Annotated in this window: 11 protein-coding genes and 2 pseudogenes; 4 read left to right on the top strand and 9 right to left on the bottom strand. The window is 65.3% G+C overall.

Annotated elements, in window-relative coordinates; genetic code table 11:
- The first annotated feature begins 136 nt into the window (after nucleotides 1-136).
- From HW837_RS18165 to HW837_RS50365, 3 genes and pseudogenes are all read left to right on the top strand, one after another.
- Entirely contained in the window at nucleotides 137-331 is a 195-nt protein-coding gene (locus HW837_RS18165; RefSeq protein WP_013001080.1) for a hypothetical protein, read from the top strand.
- A 30-nt stretch (nucleotides 332-361) separates the two neighbouring features.
- Nucleotides 362-2,824, top strand: a complete 2,463-nt coding sequence (locus HW837_RS18170; protein WP_013001079.1) for a DUF262 domain-containing protein — start codon at nucleotides 362-364, stop codon at nucleotides 2,822-2,824.
- Nucleotides 2,825-2,858: 34 nt separating this feature from the next.
- A pseudogene (locus HW837_RS50365) lies at nucleotides 2,859-2,945 on the top strand (transporter); the annotation flags it as partial.
- Between the two features lie 173 nt (nucleotides 2,946-3,118).
- Here the strand turns inward: HW837_RS50365 and HW837_RS18175 are convergent.
- Nucleotides 3,119-4,198, bottom strand: a complete 1,080-nt coding sequence (locus HW837_RS18175) for a DUF317 domain-containing protein (RefSeq protein WP_013001078.1) — start codon at nucleotides 4,196-4,198, stop codon at nucleotides 3,119-3,121.
- Nucleotides 4,199-4,520: 322 nt separating this feature from the next.
- On the opposite strand from HW837_RS18175, the gene HW837_RS18180 reads away from it, so the two are divergent.
- Entirely contained in the window at nucleotides 4,521-5,756 is a 1,236-nt protein-coding gene (locus HW837_RS18180) for an IS110 family RNA-guided transposase (protein ID WP_060878366.1), read from the top strand.
- On the opposite strand, the pseudogene HW837_RS48675 reads toward HW837_RS18180, so the two are convergent.
- The 8 genes and pseudogenes from HW837_RS48675 to HW837_RS18215 form a co-directional block, all read right to left on the bottom strand.
- A pseudogene (locus HW837_RS48675) lies at nucleotides 5,734-6,205 on the bottom strand (transposase family protein); the annotation flags it as partial. The gene HW837_RS18180 and the pseudogene HW837_RS48675 overlap by 23 nt on opposite strands.
- 223 nt (nucleotides 6,206-6,428) lie before the next feature.
- Nucleotides 6,429-10,151, bottom strand: coding sequence for a DUF7379 domain-containing protein (locus tag HW837_RS18185; RefSeq protein ID WP_079158162.1), 3,723 nt, complete (start codon nucleotides 10,149-10,151; stop codon nucleotides 6,429-6,431).
- A 372-nt stretch (nucleotides 10,152-10,523) separates the two neighbouring features.
- Nucleotides 10,524-11,642, bottom strand: a complete 1,119-nt coding sequence (locus HW837_RS18190; protein ID WP_086786384.1) for a DnaB-like helicase N-terminal domain-containing protein — start codon at nucleotides 11,640-11,642, stop codon at nucleotides 10,524-10,526.
- Entirely contained in the window at nucleotides 11,642-12,916 is a 1,275-nt protein-coding gene (locus HW837_RS18195) for a DNA cytosine methyltransferase (protein WP_060878364.1), read from the bottom strand. Before HW837_RS18195 ends, HW837_RS18190 begins: the two co-directional genes overlap by 1 nt.
- Nucleotides 12,913-13,785 (bottom strand): adenine nucleotide alpha hydrolase family protein, encoded by an 873-nt coding sequence (locus HW837_RS18200; RefSeq protein WP_173402976.1) that lies wholly within the window; start codon nucleotides 13,783-13,785, stop codon nucleotides 12,913-12,915. The genes HW837_RS18195 and HW837_RS18200 overlap by 4 nt, the downstream gene beginning before the upstream one ends.
- Before the next feature lie 59 nt (nucleotides 13,786-13,844).
- Nucleotides 13,845-14,687, bottom strand: a complete 843-nt coding sequence (locus HW837_RS18205) for an alpha/beta fold hydrolase (RefSeq protein ID WP_231885024.1) — start codon at nucleotides 14,685-14,687, stop codon at nucleotides 13,845-13,847.
- Between the two features lie 420 nt (nucleotides 14,688-15,107).
- Nucleotides 15,108-15,434 (bottom strand): helix-turn-helix domain-containing protein, encoded by a 327-nt coding sequence (locus tag HW837_RS18210; RefSeq protein WP_060878363.1) that lies wholly within the window; start codon nucleotides 15,432-15,434, stop codon nucleotides 15,108-15,110.
- 433 nt (nucleotides 15,435-15,867) lie between these two features.
- Nucleotides 15,868-17,664 carry a type IV secretory system conjugative DNA transfer family protein gene (locus HW837_RS18215; protein ID WP_060878362.1) on the bottom strand — a complete coding sequence of 599 codons (1,797 nt, stop codon included), beginning with the start codon at nucleotides 17,662-17,664 and terminating at the stop codon, nucleotides 15,868-15,870.
- Nucleotides 17,665-17,666 lie beyond the last annotated feature (2 nt).

Raw genomic sequence — 17,666 nt, forward strand, 5'->3', positions numbered from 1 at the left:
CGGCTCACTCACAGGCGCGGAACGGTGACGGAGAGAAACCGGGATATGCAAACTCGCAGGTATTTGATGCGGCACGGATGTCAGCTTCTCAGTTCTTCAGCAAGCCCCGTCAGGGACTCAAGGTTCCTTCCTGTCAGTGCGCATGCAGCCGGGGCTGCCCGAGATCGGGCGCTTTCTCGGTGGCGTCGCGCACGGCCTTGACCAGCTTGCAGAGTCCGAGGGCTCGATCTGTCTCCTCGGCATCGGCATCGCGCTTTGCGACAACTACACGATCGTTGAGCCGAAATGCAGGTTGCAGGTCCCTTCCGAGGCGATGCCGCATCTGATCTGAACGAACCTGCTGAACGAAAAGGGGCTACGCATGCCTACGCAGGCCAAGGAAATATTCGAGGCGCAGAGTAAGAGTGTCCGCGAGCTGCTTTCTGACAATGGCTTGGGTCTCTACCTGCCGCCCTACCAGCGTCCGTACGGCTGGGGCAAAGACAAGGTCGAGAAATTGCTCGACGACACACTGCATGGCCTCAAGAATCTAGGTAAGGCGCCGGACAGCTTCACGTTCTTGGGGACCGTCATCACCATTCATGATGTCAACCATGTCACGGTGAAGCCAATCGTCAAGTCCGAGGTCCCCTCCAAGGTCCTTACGGTGATCGATGGGCAGCAGCGTTTGTCGAGCCTTCTTATTCTGCTGGTCGGCCTGCATAACCTCATTCGTCAGCGTGCATGGAAGATTTTCAAGGGCAAGACGCCGGATCCGACCGACAGTGCTCGGACTCACCTCTACTCGGAAACGAGTGACATCCTGCAGATGCTCGGCGCGGCGTTCTATGAGCGAAAGAACTTCGGAACTACGCCGATCTACCCGCGCCTCATTCGAGCCTTCGATGATCAGTGGGCCAGGGACGAGAAGCTCAAGAAGTATGAGTCGCCGATCGCCAACCTCATCTACCAGTACTCATTGCTGGTCGATAGCGAGCCGGCAACCTCTAATCCGACGGACTTCAGGCCGACAGCGCGACAGAACGCGGGCGACGGCGAAGGTGACCTCATCAAGAGGTACAACGAGATCCGCACGGGGTTGAACAAGCTGTCGCAGCGAAAGTCCATCGAGGAGCTGGAGGATCTGCCGCCGCTAGCAACCCTTGCCACCAACATCGAGTTCCAGCGTGCGCTTTTCAATCATGAACTCGACTCCGAGCTCTGTGCTTGGCTGGGAGAGTTGGAAGACGAGCCCGAGGCTGAGCTGATGCGACTCGTTATGTTTGCTGCCTATGGCTTGAACCGCATCGCTCTGACGGTCGTCCAAGGCAAGGACGAGGACTACGCCTTCACGATCTTCGAGTCGTTGAATACCACGGGCGAGCCTCTGACCGCCTTCGAGACCTTCCTCCCTCGGGTGGTGATGGCAGAGAAGATTCAGGACTACCAGGACTCGGACGCCCACGAATACATGAAGGCAGTTCAGGGGTACCTGGACCGTTTCGCCGTCGGAGACAGGCTTCAGAACGCAACGCGAGACCTGCTGGTCACTTTCGCGCTGGCAGAGACTGGAGAGAAGCTCTCCAAGCGTCTTCCGGATCAGCGGGTCTACATGCGCGATACCTTTGAGCGCCACAAGGACTCGGCCGATGATCGGAGCGCGTACCTGCGCCACCTGCGCGACACTGCGGCCTTTATCGGGAATGCTTGGGAACCTGCGAATAACTCGCCTCGCGCGCTACCCGGGCTAGAAGCGTCCGCAATGACGGACACCGTGAAGTTGTGTCTGGCCTTCCTTAATTCGCTCAAACACACCATTGCCATCGCGCCGCTCGTGCGCTTCTACTCCGAGGCTGTCCACGCGGACGAAGGTGAGGCGAGGGAAAAGCGCGTCGCCGAGTTCGAGAAGGCGATCAAGGCGATCACTGCCTTCACGGTCTTCTGGCGAGCAACCCGCCGCGGCACGGGTAACATCGACAGCCAGTACCGGGCCGTCATGGCCGGGGCGGACTCACTCACGGGTATTGGACCCCTTGCCCGGCAGTGGGCGGAGCCCGATGCAACGAAGCCTGATCCGGACGTCGACGCTGAGGCCCTGAAGAAGGAACTTGCGGCGCGTTTGTCGGACCCTAAGGGTAAGGGCGGGGTCCCGAATTTGGCGTCGTTCCTGGCAGATGCTTCCGCACTGCCGCTCTATAAAATTAGCCCCCCGCTGGCGCGTTTCCTTCTTCTGGCTGCATATCACGACACAATTGAAGATCCGGACAATCCGGGACTGATCGTCCAAGGTAAGGCGGGGGTTGCCTCATGCTTCACCGCAGACGGTTGGGAGGACGATACACACCTCACGATCGAACACATCGCACCACAGTCGGCCACGAGTGGGTGGGATGCGGAGTTCTACAGCGATAAGGAGACCGTCCACAAGCTGGGCAATCTTGTTCTGGCGCCAGGAGCTGCCAACGCGTCCCTCAGCTCGCGGCCTTGGACCGAGAAGAAGGTCCTGTACGCGGCACTCGGTGCTTCGACGGCCGACGACGCCAAGTCAATCCTCAACAGTTCTGGCTTCACTTTCGCGCAGACGACTGAGGACCTGGCGGCCATGTCGCGCTATCTCCCGCACCTGCGAGCACTGGGCCAGCGTGAGGACGAGTTGGATCCGGCGTTCATGGATCAGCGTGCTGACGTCCTCCTACGTCTGGCCTACACACGACTCAAGGGGTGGCTCGGTCTGGAGCTGTCTGACTCCAGTAGTGATCCGGTGGTCAAGGTCGACGACGTGGAAGTCGAGAACGGTGAGCTCGACGAGAGTGGGGATGCCGGTGCAGTGGTTGGAACGGCGTAGCCCCACAGGCCAGTTGAGTGACTTTACGGCCCGGACGGGTGATCTTGAGGTCCAGCTTCGTATGTCGAGGGACGTGGAGCGGGCGCAGGATCTGTTTCGGGCAAGCTACGCGGCGGCGTGATCGGCTTCCGCTCCGGCCTTTTGGCGGAACGGCGCTTCCGTTGTGTCTGTGGTCGTAGGTGGAACCTCTCGAGGTGCGGGCAGGGCGTGGCGGTGGACTATCGATGATGCGCGGGATCGCCGGTTTGGCCAACCGGCGATCCCGCGCTATGTTGCCCCGTTCTGCGCCGGTGATCAGCGTGAACGGCTGGCGGCTAGGTTGGCCGCGACCGACGGAGGAGCCAGCGCTCCGGTAGCACGGCTGGTACTGGGCCCGCGGCCCGTAGCCTGAGCCTGGCGCGTGCCGGTCTCGTGGGCGAGGGCCTCGGAGAGATCGGACAGCAGCGAACTCGGGGTGTGCGGGGACGCGGTGATGGCCCAGGTGGGCCGGTCCGGACCGGGGCCAGCCCAGACGGTCCAGGTGTCCACGTTCTGGCTCGGATGCTGCGCGGTGAAGGCGTCGAACTGGACGCCCGCGTCCCCGGCGGGGGATGCCCAGCGGATCCATCGCCCGTCCAGGGTGTGCTTCCAGCCGGCGTCGGATAGGGGCTGCGTGGCCGCGGTGACCCTCTTCTCGTCTACCGGGGCGCCGATGGCCGTGTCCCAGCCGTCGTCGTCGGCGAGGTGGTCCAGCAGCTTCTGCAGTACCGGGGCGGGGGTGGCGCCGGTCGCGGTGAAAACCCACATGCGGTCGGAGACGGGCGTCTCGTAGGCGGCTACGGTCCATGCGGTGTCGTGGGCAGAGGCTTCGTGGATGTGCTCGATACGCAGGGTCTGGGACTCGTGGATGGCGTGGGTCGTCTCGTCCGACCAGGTCCGCCAGCGTTCCCAGTCGCTGTGTGCATCCAGGAAGGCGTCGAGGAGGTCGTCGTGGTCGCCGACGTCGGCCAGGTAGGCAGGGACGGTCTCCGGCTCCGGGCGGCCCGGTTCGGGCTTGGCTGCGGTGCAGGCGAGTGGGGTGCGGGCTTCGGCGGCGGCGCGTTCGGGGTCGGTCAAGGGCGCCGGGCCGGGGCGCATCTCGGCGCCGTGGATCTTCTCGAAGGCGACCATGGCCCCAGCGGGTGAGTCGAAGGCGTCGGCGATTTGCCGCAGGTGGTCCTCGCCGTGGAGGTAGACGGACTTGCCGTTGCGGCCGAGGTAGGTGCCGACCGCGACGGTGGTGTGGCCGTCGTAGGCGTCGGCGTGGATGAGAAGTTGGCCGTGGCGGATGTCGTCGTTGATCTTCTGGGCCTCGTTGGAGACCTCGCGGATTTCGCTGCGGGTGCACCAGGGCATCGGGTAGTTGGCCCAGGTCCATTCTTCGTCAATGGCCTCCCGGAGCCGAGGGGGGATCTCGACGGCGATGCCTTCGGCAGACAGGTGCTCGGCCGCGTCCTGCGCCCAGTAGGGCTCCGTAAGTTGTTAGGCGGTCCGGGAGGGCCGGATGTGGCTGAGTAGGGCCTGCCAGTAGTGGCTAGCGAGGAGTGGCCGTCCGGCTCTCTGGGGCGCCCTGGCTGCTGATTGAGATGTGCGCGCCTTGTGCGGTCGCTGTTTACGGAGCGGACAGCGGGGTGTTCCTCGGGCTCAGAGCATGCTGTGCCGAACGAGGAGCGGGCAATTGAATGAGCGACCTAGCCAAGCCTGGTGCGGGATCGACGCGGGAAAGGGCCACCACTGGGCGGCGGTAGTCGACGAAACCGGCGCGACCACGTGGTCGAAGAAGATCGACAACGATGAGACAGCCATCCTCGCGGCCCTCGGGGAAGTTCTTGACCTGGCGGACGAAGTCCGCTGGGCGGTGGACATCTCCGGAACGGCTTCCGCCCTGCTGCTGGCCCTGCTCGCCGCCCATGGCCAGCAGGCCGTCTACGTGCCCGGCCGCACGGTTAGCCGCATGGCTGGCGCCTACCGAGGCGAAGGCAAGACCGATGCACGCGACGCCTATGTAATCGCTGAAACCATCCGCCACCGCCAGGACTTCGCAATCATCAGGGTGCCTGCGCAGCTGGGCGCTGACCTTGCCCTGCTGACGGCGCACCGGTCGGACCTGGTTGCCGATCGAGTACGGATGATCAATCGGCTCCGTGACGTACTCAGTGGCGCCTTCCCCGCACTGGAGCGGGCCTTCGATTACTCGGCCCATAAAGGCGCCCTTATCCTGCTGACGGGGTACCAGATTCCCGCCGACATCCGCCGCCGAGGCCGGGCCAGGCTGACGGCGTGGCTCGCCAACCGCGGTGTTCGCAGCGCTGACACGGTCGCTGCCGCCGCCCTGGACGCTGCTCAGGCTCAGTACACCTCACTGCCCGGCGAGGCCGTTGCCGCCCAGATCGTCACAGAACTGGCCGTTCAGATCCTGGCCCTGGACGACCGGCTCAAGCGCGTCGATCGGCAGATCGGCGAGGCGTTCCGCACCCACCCTCAGGCGGAAATCATCGAGTCGTTGCCCGGTATGGGCCCGATACTCGGTGCAGAGTTCGTCGTAGCCGCTGGCGACCTGTCGGCCTACGCGGACGCCGGCCACCTGGCCTCTGCGGCCGGTCTGGTGCCCGTGCCGCGGGACTCGGGGCGTCGCACTGGCAACCTGCATCGTCCCAAGCGCTACAGCCGCCGCCTGCGCAGGACTTTTTATCTGTCTGCACAGACCAGCATCATCCGTGAGGGCCCTAGCAGGGACTTCTACCTCAAGAAGCGCGGCGAGGGCTGCAAGCACGTCCAGGCCGTCATCGCCCTGGCACGACGGCGAGTCAGCGTGCTCTGGGCCCTCCTACGAGACAACCGAATCTTCAGCCCGACCCCTCCGGTTCCGCAGAACAACGTAGGGAGCTCCCTCAGCGGTGCCGCTCCAGCATGAGAACGGCTGCGGCGATTGACGACATTCGATTAGGGCTGCGCCGGGACCTGCGGAAGGTGCGCCAGGACTTCAGTCGTGCGATGCCGCGCTGGGCCGGTGCCTATGCCGCAGACAGTGCACGGTTGAGGGTGGCAGCGTGAGTTCGCAGCCCGGGGGCGTCTGAGGGGGTGTCCCTCCACGAGCTGGCCCCCACATAAGCCTGGGTTGGCGAGGACCGGGGCACCCTGGCATTCGTAGACCCGGATGATCCGGCGAGCGCGCGCGGCCGTCAGGTCGTGGGCACAGGCCAGGAGAGCGGGCGGGATTCACAGCAGTTGCCCAGCCGGATGGTCACCACCTGTAAGTTCATTCCGTGCCGGCAGTGCCTGGAAGTAGTCGGCCAGGCTGTCGCCGACCCGGTCGCACTCCGCGAGGGTGCCGTCCAGCAGTACGTAGTCGGGACCGGCTTCGTGCCGAGCGCGCCTACGAGTGGGCTGGTCGAATGTGTTTAGACCGGCGCCGCCTCGTGGCTTGGATGTCGCGACGCTACACCGACAGCGGAGCACTGGTCATTGTGCAGGAAGAGGACGGGCAGTTGACCCAAGCTCCGGGCCATCAATACGCCTGCGTGGCACGACATGCAGGGTGGGTGCGGTGAGCCGCATCCGGTGAGCGAGGAGAACACAACCCAACTCAAGTATGCAATGTCGCCCGGGGGTTTGCGTACACGGCGTATGCCAACCAAGTTGCATCCCCCGCACGGCGTGCTTTATCGCGCCCAGCCGTCACTGCCTCTGCGACTGTTTTCCCTGCAAGCAACGTTCTGTAGAACGCTTCAATGAAGGTCCGTGCAGGTGCGTCGCCTACCGCCCATAGCGGGCTAACGAAGGCCGATGCTCCCCGCGCAAGAAAGGCTTCAGCAAACCCGCCCATGCTGGTCAAGCTGTGCCCTAGACGGCCTACCTGACATGCGTTAAGTATAATCAGCGGGCCACATTTCCTGTCAAAGTTCGCTTGGTTCCGAACAGTCCTTGCAGTGAGGTAAGAAGGTACATAATCCCTGCCTCGCCAATAGCCAGCGAGAAGGATACTGGAGTCTCCTATGTTGGCGCTGCTTGCCTGACCATGCCCTGCAAAATGCAGGACGTCAAATTTCCCGCCACCCAGCACACGGCGAACTTCGTTGGCCGACTTCCCAACCTCGGTCCCGCCAAGATGCTGCTCAATGAATGTCGCCTCAGCTCGGGTATCAGTGAGAGCATATTCCGGGTGTGGATAGTCCGGAACGAGGTACAGCACGCGGCCCGGGCGGGCATAGATACAGTTCGGCGGGTACCCCCCACCTCCACCGCCACCCCGAAGCCAACGGACGGCTCCCAACTGTCCGAGGAATATAGTCTCCTTCGGCAACGCCCCACCAGGTCGCTTGAGATGGATTAGCTCCCATGGGATGAATGGCTCTTCGGAAATTATCAGCACATTGCGAAGTCTTTTTCGATTATCCCAAAGAATCTTCTGGAAATCCCTAGGGAAAAGTTCATCGAAGAGCTCTCCGCCGTACTCCCTCAATTCCTGCTCGAAGGATTCTGCATCCTCTCGTGTATCGAGCCAGCGCTCTTCGATGGACTGATACATGCGCGCGACAAATGATGCGCGATCTCGAATGGGTTTCGAATCGTGATGAGGCGTGAGGATGCCAAGTGTCGTAGCAGACAGCTCATAGCGGAATATCGTATCGAGCCCTCTCTCCATTTCGATAATGCGCAACTGAATCTCGCCAACATCTGGGCCTACTGTCGGCACGCTTGCGTGGGCAGCAGTGTAGTTCTGGGTGCGCCGAGCTCTCGCGGTTGCCTTCGCCATGAGTCGAAGAGTCAACAGAGGGACTGTCGCATCCTGGCGAACTTCCAACCAGACCTCGCATTTCCCCGCCTGAGTGGGGCGCACCTGAAACTCTAGTTGAAGAATTTGCCCCGCAGCAGGAAGTTGTACATGCTGAATTTCCTCCCCGACAACTTCGACGTTCGCCTTGGGTACGATTTGAAGAGCGAGCGGTTCCTCTTCAAAAATCTCTGCGTAACCCGCCTCAGTGACGATGTCCCTGACCCACCGCTTTAGGTCATGGCGGGAAACTGCACACGCCACTGTGGCCGTGTCATCAACTTTCACGCTGGCCGGCATTTCTGCGCGAACGTACGCTTTTACAAGATCCGACTCAGATTCGTCGCTCTGCGGAATGCGCCGGGGCCCGCCTTTTGGCCGTGGACCTGTGGAGCCAATAGGGCGGCGTTTTCCTCGTATTGGCGCGGCGCGCGCGCCCTCGCCACTACCGGCCGTTCGCCTCGGCATGAAACCAAGCCCTGCTATTTGCCCATGCCCCAAGGAATCACTCGATGCTATCTGGGTATTGGCCGCCACGACGCCAATTGGTGTCTCATAGTCCGTAACAACCTGAGGGCGGTCCCCGTAACGCAACTCGCCGGCCTCTGCCTCCACTAGGTCCACCTCAACTGCGGAATGCTCTGTGTCGAGTTTCAGTGCATCAGCGATACTCGTTCTTGATTCCACCCCCTCGAGGCGTGACCCGAGGTCCTCCGCCATATAGACATAGTATCCACCTGGCTCCAATTCGGCGGATTCGCTCGTTACGACCGCATAGTCGTACAGAGAGTTCCTCATCTGCCGGCGTACGCTTCCTGCTGAGTCCACTGCCGAGACCACCGAAATGTTGGTGTCGACGACTTGAGGCACATCAGGACCGACAAGCGTGGGCAGGGGGGGTGATTCTACTTTTGCAACAGGCTTTTCTGAAGCAGCGGAGAGGCCAAGCCATTCCCCGAGGGCCCCGCAGACCTCAGGTCGACCGAAATAGGCAAGATGATAGACCTGACTATTCGTGCCAAAGTCATACACGTCCTTGATGTGTGCTCCAGTACGCACGCCCGTGCCGAGCATTGACGAACTGTCCACCACGAGGTCATTCGGAGCCTTCATGAGTTGATCAACGAAGCCTTCGGCCAGATTGACGGCAAGCCGCAGCGGGAATTCTTTCGGCTCGTGACCGTCACCGAACACTTTTGCCTCGAAGTCTGATGAAATTATGTACCAATCTGTTCTCGACTCACGCTCACCAGTCTGCAGCTCATTTATCGTACGCACGAAATCGCTGCCAGGCTCCATTGCCGATAGCCCAGGAATGACATTGTCGGCAACAGCATAGGAGACCAAATATTTAACAAATGCTCCGACGCTCTGAAGCAGGCCAGAAATGATAGTCGGGATGCCGGCGGCGTGGGGCATCAACGAGACTACACTGGAAATACCTGCAACGATGTTCGTGTATAGATCGACGAGTCGATTCCAATTATCTGGCTCTGCGAGGCGAGTTCCGCTATGAGTTGCTGCGACAAAAACTATACGCCCCACGTTAGCTTTGGGTGGAACCGCTTCAGGAAGAAGCTGCTCGACGAAACTGCGTGCCACGAGACCGCCGCGACTGAAGCACACGATGTCTATCGTAGGTGCGAGTTTGCCGCTCCCTAGCGAGCACCGCCGCAGCAAATCTGCCGCATTCTCAAGCGGGTCGTCGCTAAGCGTGGCATGGTCGAACCCCACAACTGCGTCGTAATTCTGAACCGCCGCAGTCACGAATGAACGTCCCCACTCGGTAGCGCCCAGTATTCCGAAACTGCCTACGGTACTCGAAAAGCAGCCATGGATAAGCAGCAGCAAGCGCGGACTGCGATCGGCAGGAAGATGTACCTGTGAAATATCCTCAATGGTGTGCCACGTCTCGATTTCCGGCGAAGGGATTGCCACTAGACCGCGATGGGTGTTCCGCTCCAGGAAGGACATCGCCTGGCCTGCTACAACCCTAGCGGTGAACTTCAAAACAAATGCCCGAAGGTACCCGAGGGCGAAATCACCGATGGGACCTAGGCGGTATTCTTGAGGTCCGGCGGTCCGGCGCGCGGGCGTGTCCGGTTTCACCTCGAACTCAAAATGAATCCGCTGGCCGGACGGCGGTACTATTCGACCTTTTCTTTGTTTTTCTGTCAGGGAGAATCGTTCGCGACTCGAAGGCAGCTGCCATGAAAAGACGCCATCCTGTTCTAGAAGGACGACAGCGTCCTCGATATCTGCGACATACACATCCATGCCAAGGGTTCCACCACGCCGTGTCGGCCGTCGTCGGCCGGCAGTCGGCGCCTGCGGGCTTGGAGTGATGTTGACTTCCTCGACGAGCTCAAGCTGTTCCTTGAAAGCCTGCAACAGAGGTTCAGTAGCTCGGGCGGTCCGCCGGTTGGCTTCCCCACCCACGCGTTGTCGCCGCTTCCTGGCAGTTGGAGCGGCTACTTCGTAGGCGCTGGGGTGGATGACACGAATGCGGCCATCAGCCAGATCGGTGTGTGGCATCTCGAAGCCCCTCGCTGGGAGCGGAACTCTCTCAGTTGCCTCTCACTCCACCCTGAGTCCGGAGCGGGACTGCGTCAAACGGAGGCACAGGGCCGAACCCCGTCCCGCTAGCTTGACTTCTCCATTGAGACTCCTCATGGTCGATGCGGACCAGGACCAGCACGTTGTCAGCGACGACGGCCCAGTCGGCTGCCTCCAGGCCCAGGTGGGCGATGTGCGCCTGGGCGCCGGTCACGACGGCGGTCACGGCGCTGGGATGGGTGGGGTGGCTGTCGAGGCGGACGTGGGCGTCGATGGTGGGAGTCACGTTGGTGTGTCGTCTCTTCTGCCGGTGGCCGGGCCTTCGGGTCCGGCCACCGGCGTATTCGGGGGTTATCGGGTAGCTCGCGCGGCGCGGACGGTGCGCGCGGCCGTGGTGGTCGGCGGGCCGGCACGGATGGTCGGCGCCGGGCGCGGTCGCTGCGGCGGGACCGTTCCGGTGGCGTGCTGCCAGCGGGTGCGGACGGCGCCGATGTCGGCGAGGGAGCGGCGGGCGCCGACGACGAGCTGGAACGGGGTGTTCACTGGGTCGCCGGCGTACGCCTCGATGCGCCGGCCGGTGTACTCGGCGGTGGCCAGAAGGGAACGCTGCAGGGCCCGCTCGCCCCAGTGCTCCACGGACCCGGCCGGTTCGGCCAGCAGGCGGAGCACCTCGCCCGGTTCACTTCCGTCGTCCAGCAGACCGCGCTGCTGGGCTTCCCACAGAACGGTGACGGGGTCGACGGGCTCACGGCGGCGAGCGAGGGCGGTCAGGCACTGCCACAGCCCGGCGTGCAGCGGCCGGTTGAAGTCCTCTGGAAGCAGCCACCGGACGGACTCGATATCTGCGGGCCGCGCGGTGGCGGTCGCGAGCAACAGCAGCTCCTCCTCGACCGCCTCGGTGGAGTCGGGCGCGATGGTCGGCGGCGGTGCCACGGTACGGGGCAGGACGCCGGCGCGCGGCGGGAAGCGGCTCGCGATCTCGTCCACGACCGCGGCGAGCGCGTCGGCCTCGGCGAGCACCGTCTGGACGGGGTGCGAGAGGGAGACATCGTGGACGGTCTGGACGAGGCGTTCCGCGGCGGCCTCCAGACGGCGGCGGGCGTGTGCGGCCTCGACCATCCGCGCGTAGGCCGGCGCGTGGCGGGGCCAGGGGCAGATCTGGATGAGGGTGTGCAGATATGAGACGGACAGGCCGCGCGCCTGCTCGCGGCCGGCGGCGAGCACCTGGTCGAGCCACTTGGTGTTCTTCGCGTGCTCGGCCGGATCGGGCCGGGGCAGGGCGCTGATCGCGGCGAACAGAGCGGCGTGCGCGGCGGTGGAGAAGGAGTCGGCGGTAATCCCGGTCACGCTGCCGAGCCGATGCGGCTCGAGGAGGAGGGCACCTAGGAGGGCCTGCTCGGCGTAGCGCACGGGCTGCGGCGGATGCGTGTCGGGCAGGTCGTCTTCGTCGCATTCGGGGCTGTGGGGCATCAGGCAGCCAGGGTGAAGTCGTCGGGGTCGAGGGTGACGTCGAGGTGCGGGGCGAGGAGATGGCCGGCGAGCAATGGAGGGACCGCGTTGCCGATCTGGCTGAAGACCTGGCCTTTGTTGCCGGCCCAGGGGTAGTCGGCGGGGAAGGTCTGCAGGAGGCCCGCCTCGCGGGCGGTGATCCGGATCGGCTCCGGCCTAGCGGGGGTTTCCGTGTCCTGTGTCGGCGCAGCGGCCGGTTCTGCGACCCACGTGCACTCGTTCGCGCGGTGTCCGAAGAACAGGGTTCCCGCCGGTTCCTCGATGGACCGGATGGTGGCGTTGGCCTGGTTGTTGCTGCGCAGTGACCAAGACCAACGGTGGGCGTCGGTGCTGAACGTCGGCGCCGGAGCGCTGTCGGCACGGTTCTCACGGGTGCCGTGCCGCGCCGCCCACCCTGCGCCTTCGCGGCGGGCCTGCAGAACCACTCCAGCCGGTCGCGGCATCCAGGTGCCGCGCTCCCGGGCATCGGACAGCGTCTTTCGGGAGCCCGAAGGGAAAGGCTCGGGCCCGCCGCCGGGTCCGCCGCCAGCGCAAACGGTGGGGACGGGCCGGTCGGTCGCGCCCCACCCGAGCGCCTCAGCCATGCTCACCCAGCGGGCGCGGCCCGGACCGAACAACGATTCGGGCTCAGCGACTTGGGAGTGCGTCGGCGTGGGAGGCTGTGCCGTACGGACCCGGGAGGCGAGCAGAATCGCCCTCCTCCGCGTCTGCGGAACGCCGAAGTCCGCGGCGTTGAGGATCCCGTACCAGACCGAGAACCCCCAGCCGCGCAGGACGGCCGCGTACTGGCGCCACAGCGGCAGCACGTCGGGGACCTCCTCCATGGCCACCCACTCCGGTTCGCCGACTGTGTTGAGGGCCTGCAGGTAGCGCATCGGCTCGGCCGCCAGCAGGGAGCGCTCGTCACGGCAGGCGGCCAGGAGCTGTGCGCGGGTGTCGCGACCGGTGGCGAGGTCGGCGACCGCCTGGTGAACCAAGGGCTGGTCCACCAGGCCGAGGCGCTTGCCAGCCATGGACCATGCCTGGCAGGGCGGGCTCGCGATGAGCCCGACGGTTTTTCCAAGGAAGGGCCAGACGGGGTACAGCGCCACGTCGGTGCGAATGGTCAACTGCCCTGCTGCCGCACGGGTTTTGCAGGCCCACTCGTCCCATTCCAGGCCCACGTCCCGTACGCCGAGGACGTCAAGCGAGTGGCTCCATCCCCCCGGTCCTGCAAACAGGTCCAGGATGGTCAAGAGGCCAGTCCGAAGTCGTCCTGTACCGGCTCGACTTCACCGCGGCAGGCCCACGGGGAACAGCCGTCGACGACGCCCTGCTCCAGCTCCTGAAGGTCCGGTCCGCTGTCGGTGAGTTCTTGCTGCATCGCCGCCCATTCGGCGGCGGTGACGTGATCGATCGGGGCTTCGCTGAGCGGGACGCGGGAGCGGTGGAGAAACGCCTCACCGAGCAGACGGTTTCCGGTGGCGTTGGCGCGGGCGTTCCCCTTGCGTATAGCCGCGTCGAACTCCACCACGTCCTCCCATTCCGCCGGGGAGTTATCGCGGATGTTGCGCCATTGGGCGTTTCCGTGGAACGGGCATCCGAGGCAGCTCGATTTCGGGGTGTCGGTTAGGCCGAGCGACGTCAGGTAGCGGATGCAGTCGGATCGAGACCAGCCCATGTCGATGAGCGGGTGCCGGTTGCGCATATATTTGACGTCGGCGTCCTTGGCCCGGTGGAATTCGTCGGTGGAGATGCCGACCCACTGCTCGACGAAGACGCCCTTGGGGATGCGTGTCGGATAGGGGTAGCCGAGTAGTTCGCGGACCTTTTTCTTGATCGGTTTAATTTTGTATTCCCCTGTGCATTGCCGCCTGGTCATACCGGGTTTTCCGTCCTTGTTCAGGACGTAGAGCGGCATTGACGCAAATCTGTGGTCGGGGTCCAGGGCGTCCTTGCGTATGTTTCCGGAGGATACGCGGAGAACGGGTATGTCTGCGGGTCTGGCTATTTCTCGCTCCAGCCGGTCGAGATGGGAATAAACGGCTCTTGGTTCCCAGCCCGTGTCGGCGAAAATTGCGTAGTCGACCTTCGGGAGTATGCCTTGTGCGGAGAGGGCGAGCATGGCGCTGGACTGGATGCCGGCGCCTAGTGAAATTGCTCGAAAAGCAGGGAGTTCGGAAATCATCGGTCCTGGGGGTGAGGAGGGTGGGGGCCGGGTTCGGCGGCGAGGCGGGCGATGCGGTCGCTGATGAGCGCGGGGCGGCGGATGGGCAGCGCGTGCGTGGTGCGGGGGAGGATCTCCATGCGGGCGGCCGGGAGTTGGGCGGCCAGCTGCTTGGTGTGGGCGGCGGGGATGTGCCGGTCGTCCGCGCCGGCCATCAGCAGCAGCCGGTCGCCGAGCTGGTTGAGCATGGTGGCGTCGCGCGGCTGGTAGCGGCGCAGGCACTGCCACAGGTCGGCGAGATCGCGGGTGGGGGTGTGGCGGATGCCGTGGCGGCACGGCGGTGGCCCGTCGGCCGGCCGATCAGGGTGGGGCGCGAGGCTGTAGGGGTGTGTGGTGGGCAGCCGGTGCCGCAGCCGGTCCACGGCCTGGGGCGCGTGGGTGCAGGTCAGGGCGAACAGGCTGCGTCCGGTGGCCATAAGCAGGGCACGCGGGCTGCGGCCGGGCAGCACGCTCGCCCCGCGTGCGGTGGCCGACAGCAGCACCATGCCCCTTACGCGGGCCTGGTGTTGGGGGTGCAGGGCGGTGAGCTCCTGCAGGACGAGGGCGCCCAGGGAATGGCCGGCGAGCACGAGCGGCCCGTCGGGGACGAGGTGGGTCAGGATCTGGTGCAGGTCGTCGGCGAGCTGCCGGATCGTCAGCGGTGCCTGGCCGCGCGGGGTGTGACCGTGCGCGCGCTGGTCGTAGCGCACGACGCTCAGGCCCAGACCGGTCAGATGCCGGGCGTGGACACGCCACAGGTCCGCGGTGACGGACGCGCCGTGCACCAGCACGACCGTCGCGCCGCCGGGACGTGGGTGCACCGGAGTGTCGCGGTAAGCGGACAGACGCGTGCCGTCTGCGGCGGAGACCGACAACACCTGAGTGGCAAAGGGTGGGTTGCGCACAGGTAGGACTCCCAAACGGGGATCAGTAGGGGGCTGCCGTTCGGCGTTCGCGCCGGGGCGGTGGAACCGCCCGTCCGGCACCGCACTGCGCTTGCCGCCGTACTGGGTCGGGCGGATGGCGAGGAGGCGGCCACGAGAGGGCCGGCCAATCAGCCCGTACAGCTGTGGCCTTCGGTAGCTGTGTCGCGCTGGATCCCGGCGGCGGAGATGTTCAGTGGCGCGGGCCCGGCGTGACGGCGGGGGCAGCAACGGCGGGCGGCCGTGCCACAGTGGAGTCGCCGGGGCCGGCCAGGTAGACGGGGCTGACCAGGACGCGGTCCGTCAGGGCGAAGCCGGTTATCGCGTGCGTCCCACGGCGGCCTGCTTGGTCGCAGGAGGCGTCACGGCCGCTGTTCGGGCGGGCATGGCGGCGGGCTTGTGCTGGGCGAGGGCACGCTGGCCTGCGGCGGTGACGTGGAGGCGCTGGCCCTGGTGCAGGGATGTTGTGGTGTCCACCTCGACGAGTCCTCGCTTGATCAGGGCGTTGAGGGTGGCGACGTTCACGGTGGCCCGGTCCTTGTCCATGGCCTTGAGCACGCCGTATCGGCTGATCACGTAACGGGTGCCGCCACTTGCGGACAACCGGGCGAGGACGGCGTACTGGCTGTCCGTGATCTTCGGCACCGGTGTCGTCTGGAACGAGGACGGCGCCGGCCTGGCCCGTGGCCGCGGTCGCGGCGACCGCGTGCTCGGTGAAGCGGATGGTCACGTCGGGCTGGGCATCCGGGCTTGCGCCGTGCTGGCGCGTGGTCCAGGCCAGGCCGACGAGGTCCAGGGTGTGGGCCATGAGCCCGAAGGCCGCGACACCGGCGCGCTCGTGCGCGTCCTCGGCAGCCTCGGGCGGCAGGAGGTAGAGGGTGCGGCCCTGGTGCTCGCGGGCGGTGAATCCCGCGCCGGTCAGGATGCGGGCGGCGTTGCGGAGAGGGCGGTTGAGGACGAGGAAGGTCCATCCGTCGCCGGTCGAGCCGATGAAGATGTCGTGGTGATCGGTGAGGGCCATGGTGGTCCGGAGGGTCGTGGTGCGGTCAGCGTGATTTGGGGGTGTGGCGCAGCGCGGTTAGGCGGCCGTGTCGTAGTCGCCCTGCTGGAATGCGTGCTTGGCTATGGCGCGGGCGGTGATGGCCTTCGACGCACGGTCGGAGGCGGCGGACAGCTCGTCAGCGCCGGGCTCCAGGTACCAGGGACGCAGGTCGAGCATCGCGGCCCGCATGCCGGTGGCGAAGCACAGCGCGGTGCCCTTGGGCAGGGCCCGGATCGCGTCGGGGGGCAGGATCCGCTCCTGCCGCATCGACACGGAGGTCGACTTGCCGGACTCCGAGTGGGAGGTCGAGGTGGTCTCGACATCGTGGTCGCCGATCAGGCGGCTGAGCTTGTCGGCGAAGTCGGGGTCGTCGATACCGGAGCCGATGACCTTCACGGTCGAGGCGGACCACATGGCGTCCATGCCGGCGTCACCCCAGACCTTCTGGCCCTGGCGGTAGGACTGCAGGATCGTGATCGGGATAATCCCGCGCGACCCGAGGTGCGAATACAGATCCGGCAAGTCGCTGATCTTGCACACGTTGGCGGCCTCGTCGAGGATCGCCAGCATGGGCGGGTCGAGCCGTCCGCCGGCGCGTTCGGCCTGGGCGGTCGCGGCGCGCATCACCGAGTCCGCGCACGCCGCGATCAGCGCGGAGGCGCCGCCGCCTCCGTCTTTGCTGAGCAGGAAGAGCGTGTCGGTGGAGGTGACGAACTGCGCCGGCTGGAATTCGGGGACGCCCTTCTGCGGCGTCACCCAGGCCGCGATCTCGGAGTTGAGCAGCGTGGCGGCGTACTGGCGGGCGGTCTCGTAGATGCCGTCGCGGGTCTCGGGCGGCCCCTCCACGGTGCCCTTCAACTGCGCAGCGACGGCGGCGAAACCGTGATCACGGAGGATGTCGAGCGGGGTCCGGTCGGCAGGGAAGGCGAGCCACTGCATGATGTCGGTGATCGGCCGCTCGTCGAGAGCCGCGGCCAAGAGCAGCTGGGACAGGATGTTGCTGCCGGCCTTGGACCAGAAGTCGCCCTGCTGGGACGCATCCACGCTCGCGGCGAGGAAGTGGCCCGCCAGCCGGTTCGCCCCGTCCAGGGTGGTCGCGCCGGCCAGGGGGTTCCACCACATCTCGCGGGCAGCATGGGCGATCTGCTGCGGGTCCATGGTCCACACCTGTCCCGTCTTCGCCCGCGCTTCGTAGGCCGTGGTGAAGGCATCGCCGGCGGCCTTGTTGCTGGTGAGCAGCACCGGGCCCGGGGCGTGCAGGATGGAGGGGATCGCGAGCGAGGTCGTCTTGCCGGACCGGGGCGCCATGATCGCGACGGCGACGTCCTCGAACCCCATGCGCACCTCGTGCCTGGTGCCCTGCAGGTTGCCCAGGAGGATGCCGGTGTCCTTCGCGTCGATGTTCTTGGCGTCCTTCAGACTCGGCCGAAGGGAGCGGGCCTTGTCGGTGATCGCCCTGGCCATCAGGGGCTCGATGTCCCGGGCCTTGGCCATGTCTGCGATCTTCTTTTCCCGGCCGCCGCTGCGGCTCTTGTGCCGGGCCCATACGACGCCGCCCGCCACTGCGAGGGCCAGGAGTAGAAGGACGGGCACGATGCGGGCGCCGATCAGCAGGGACGTTTCTCCCGTACCGGGCCAGACCTGCTCGGGGTGGAGTAGGGCGGCGGTCGGCTGGTACGGCGCCCAGTCGGCTCCGGTGAGGTAGGCGGTGATGTTGCCCGACAGCCAGGCGAAGTGGGCGAAGGGGACGACGACTGCGAGCACGCCGAGGAGGAGGCGCAGAACGAGGTCGTAACCGTCGGTGGAACTGTTCGAGGAGGAGGAAGGGGGCAAGG

The sequence above is a fragment of the Streptomyces caniscabiei genome (genome assembly GCF_014930365.1).
Taxonomy (GTDB): Bacteria; Actinomycetota; Actinomycetes; order Streptomycetales; family Streptomycetaceae; genus Streptomyces; species Streptomyces caniscabiei.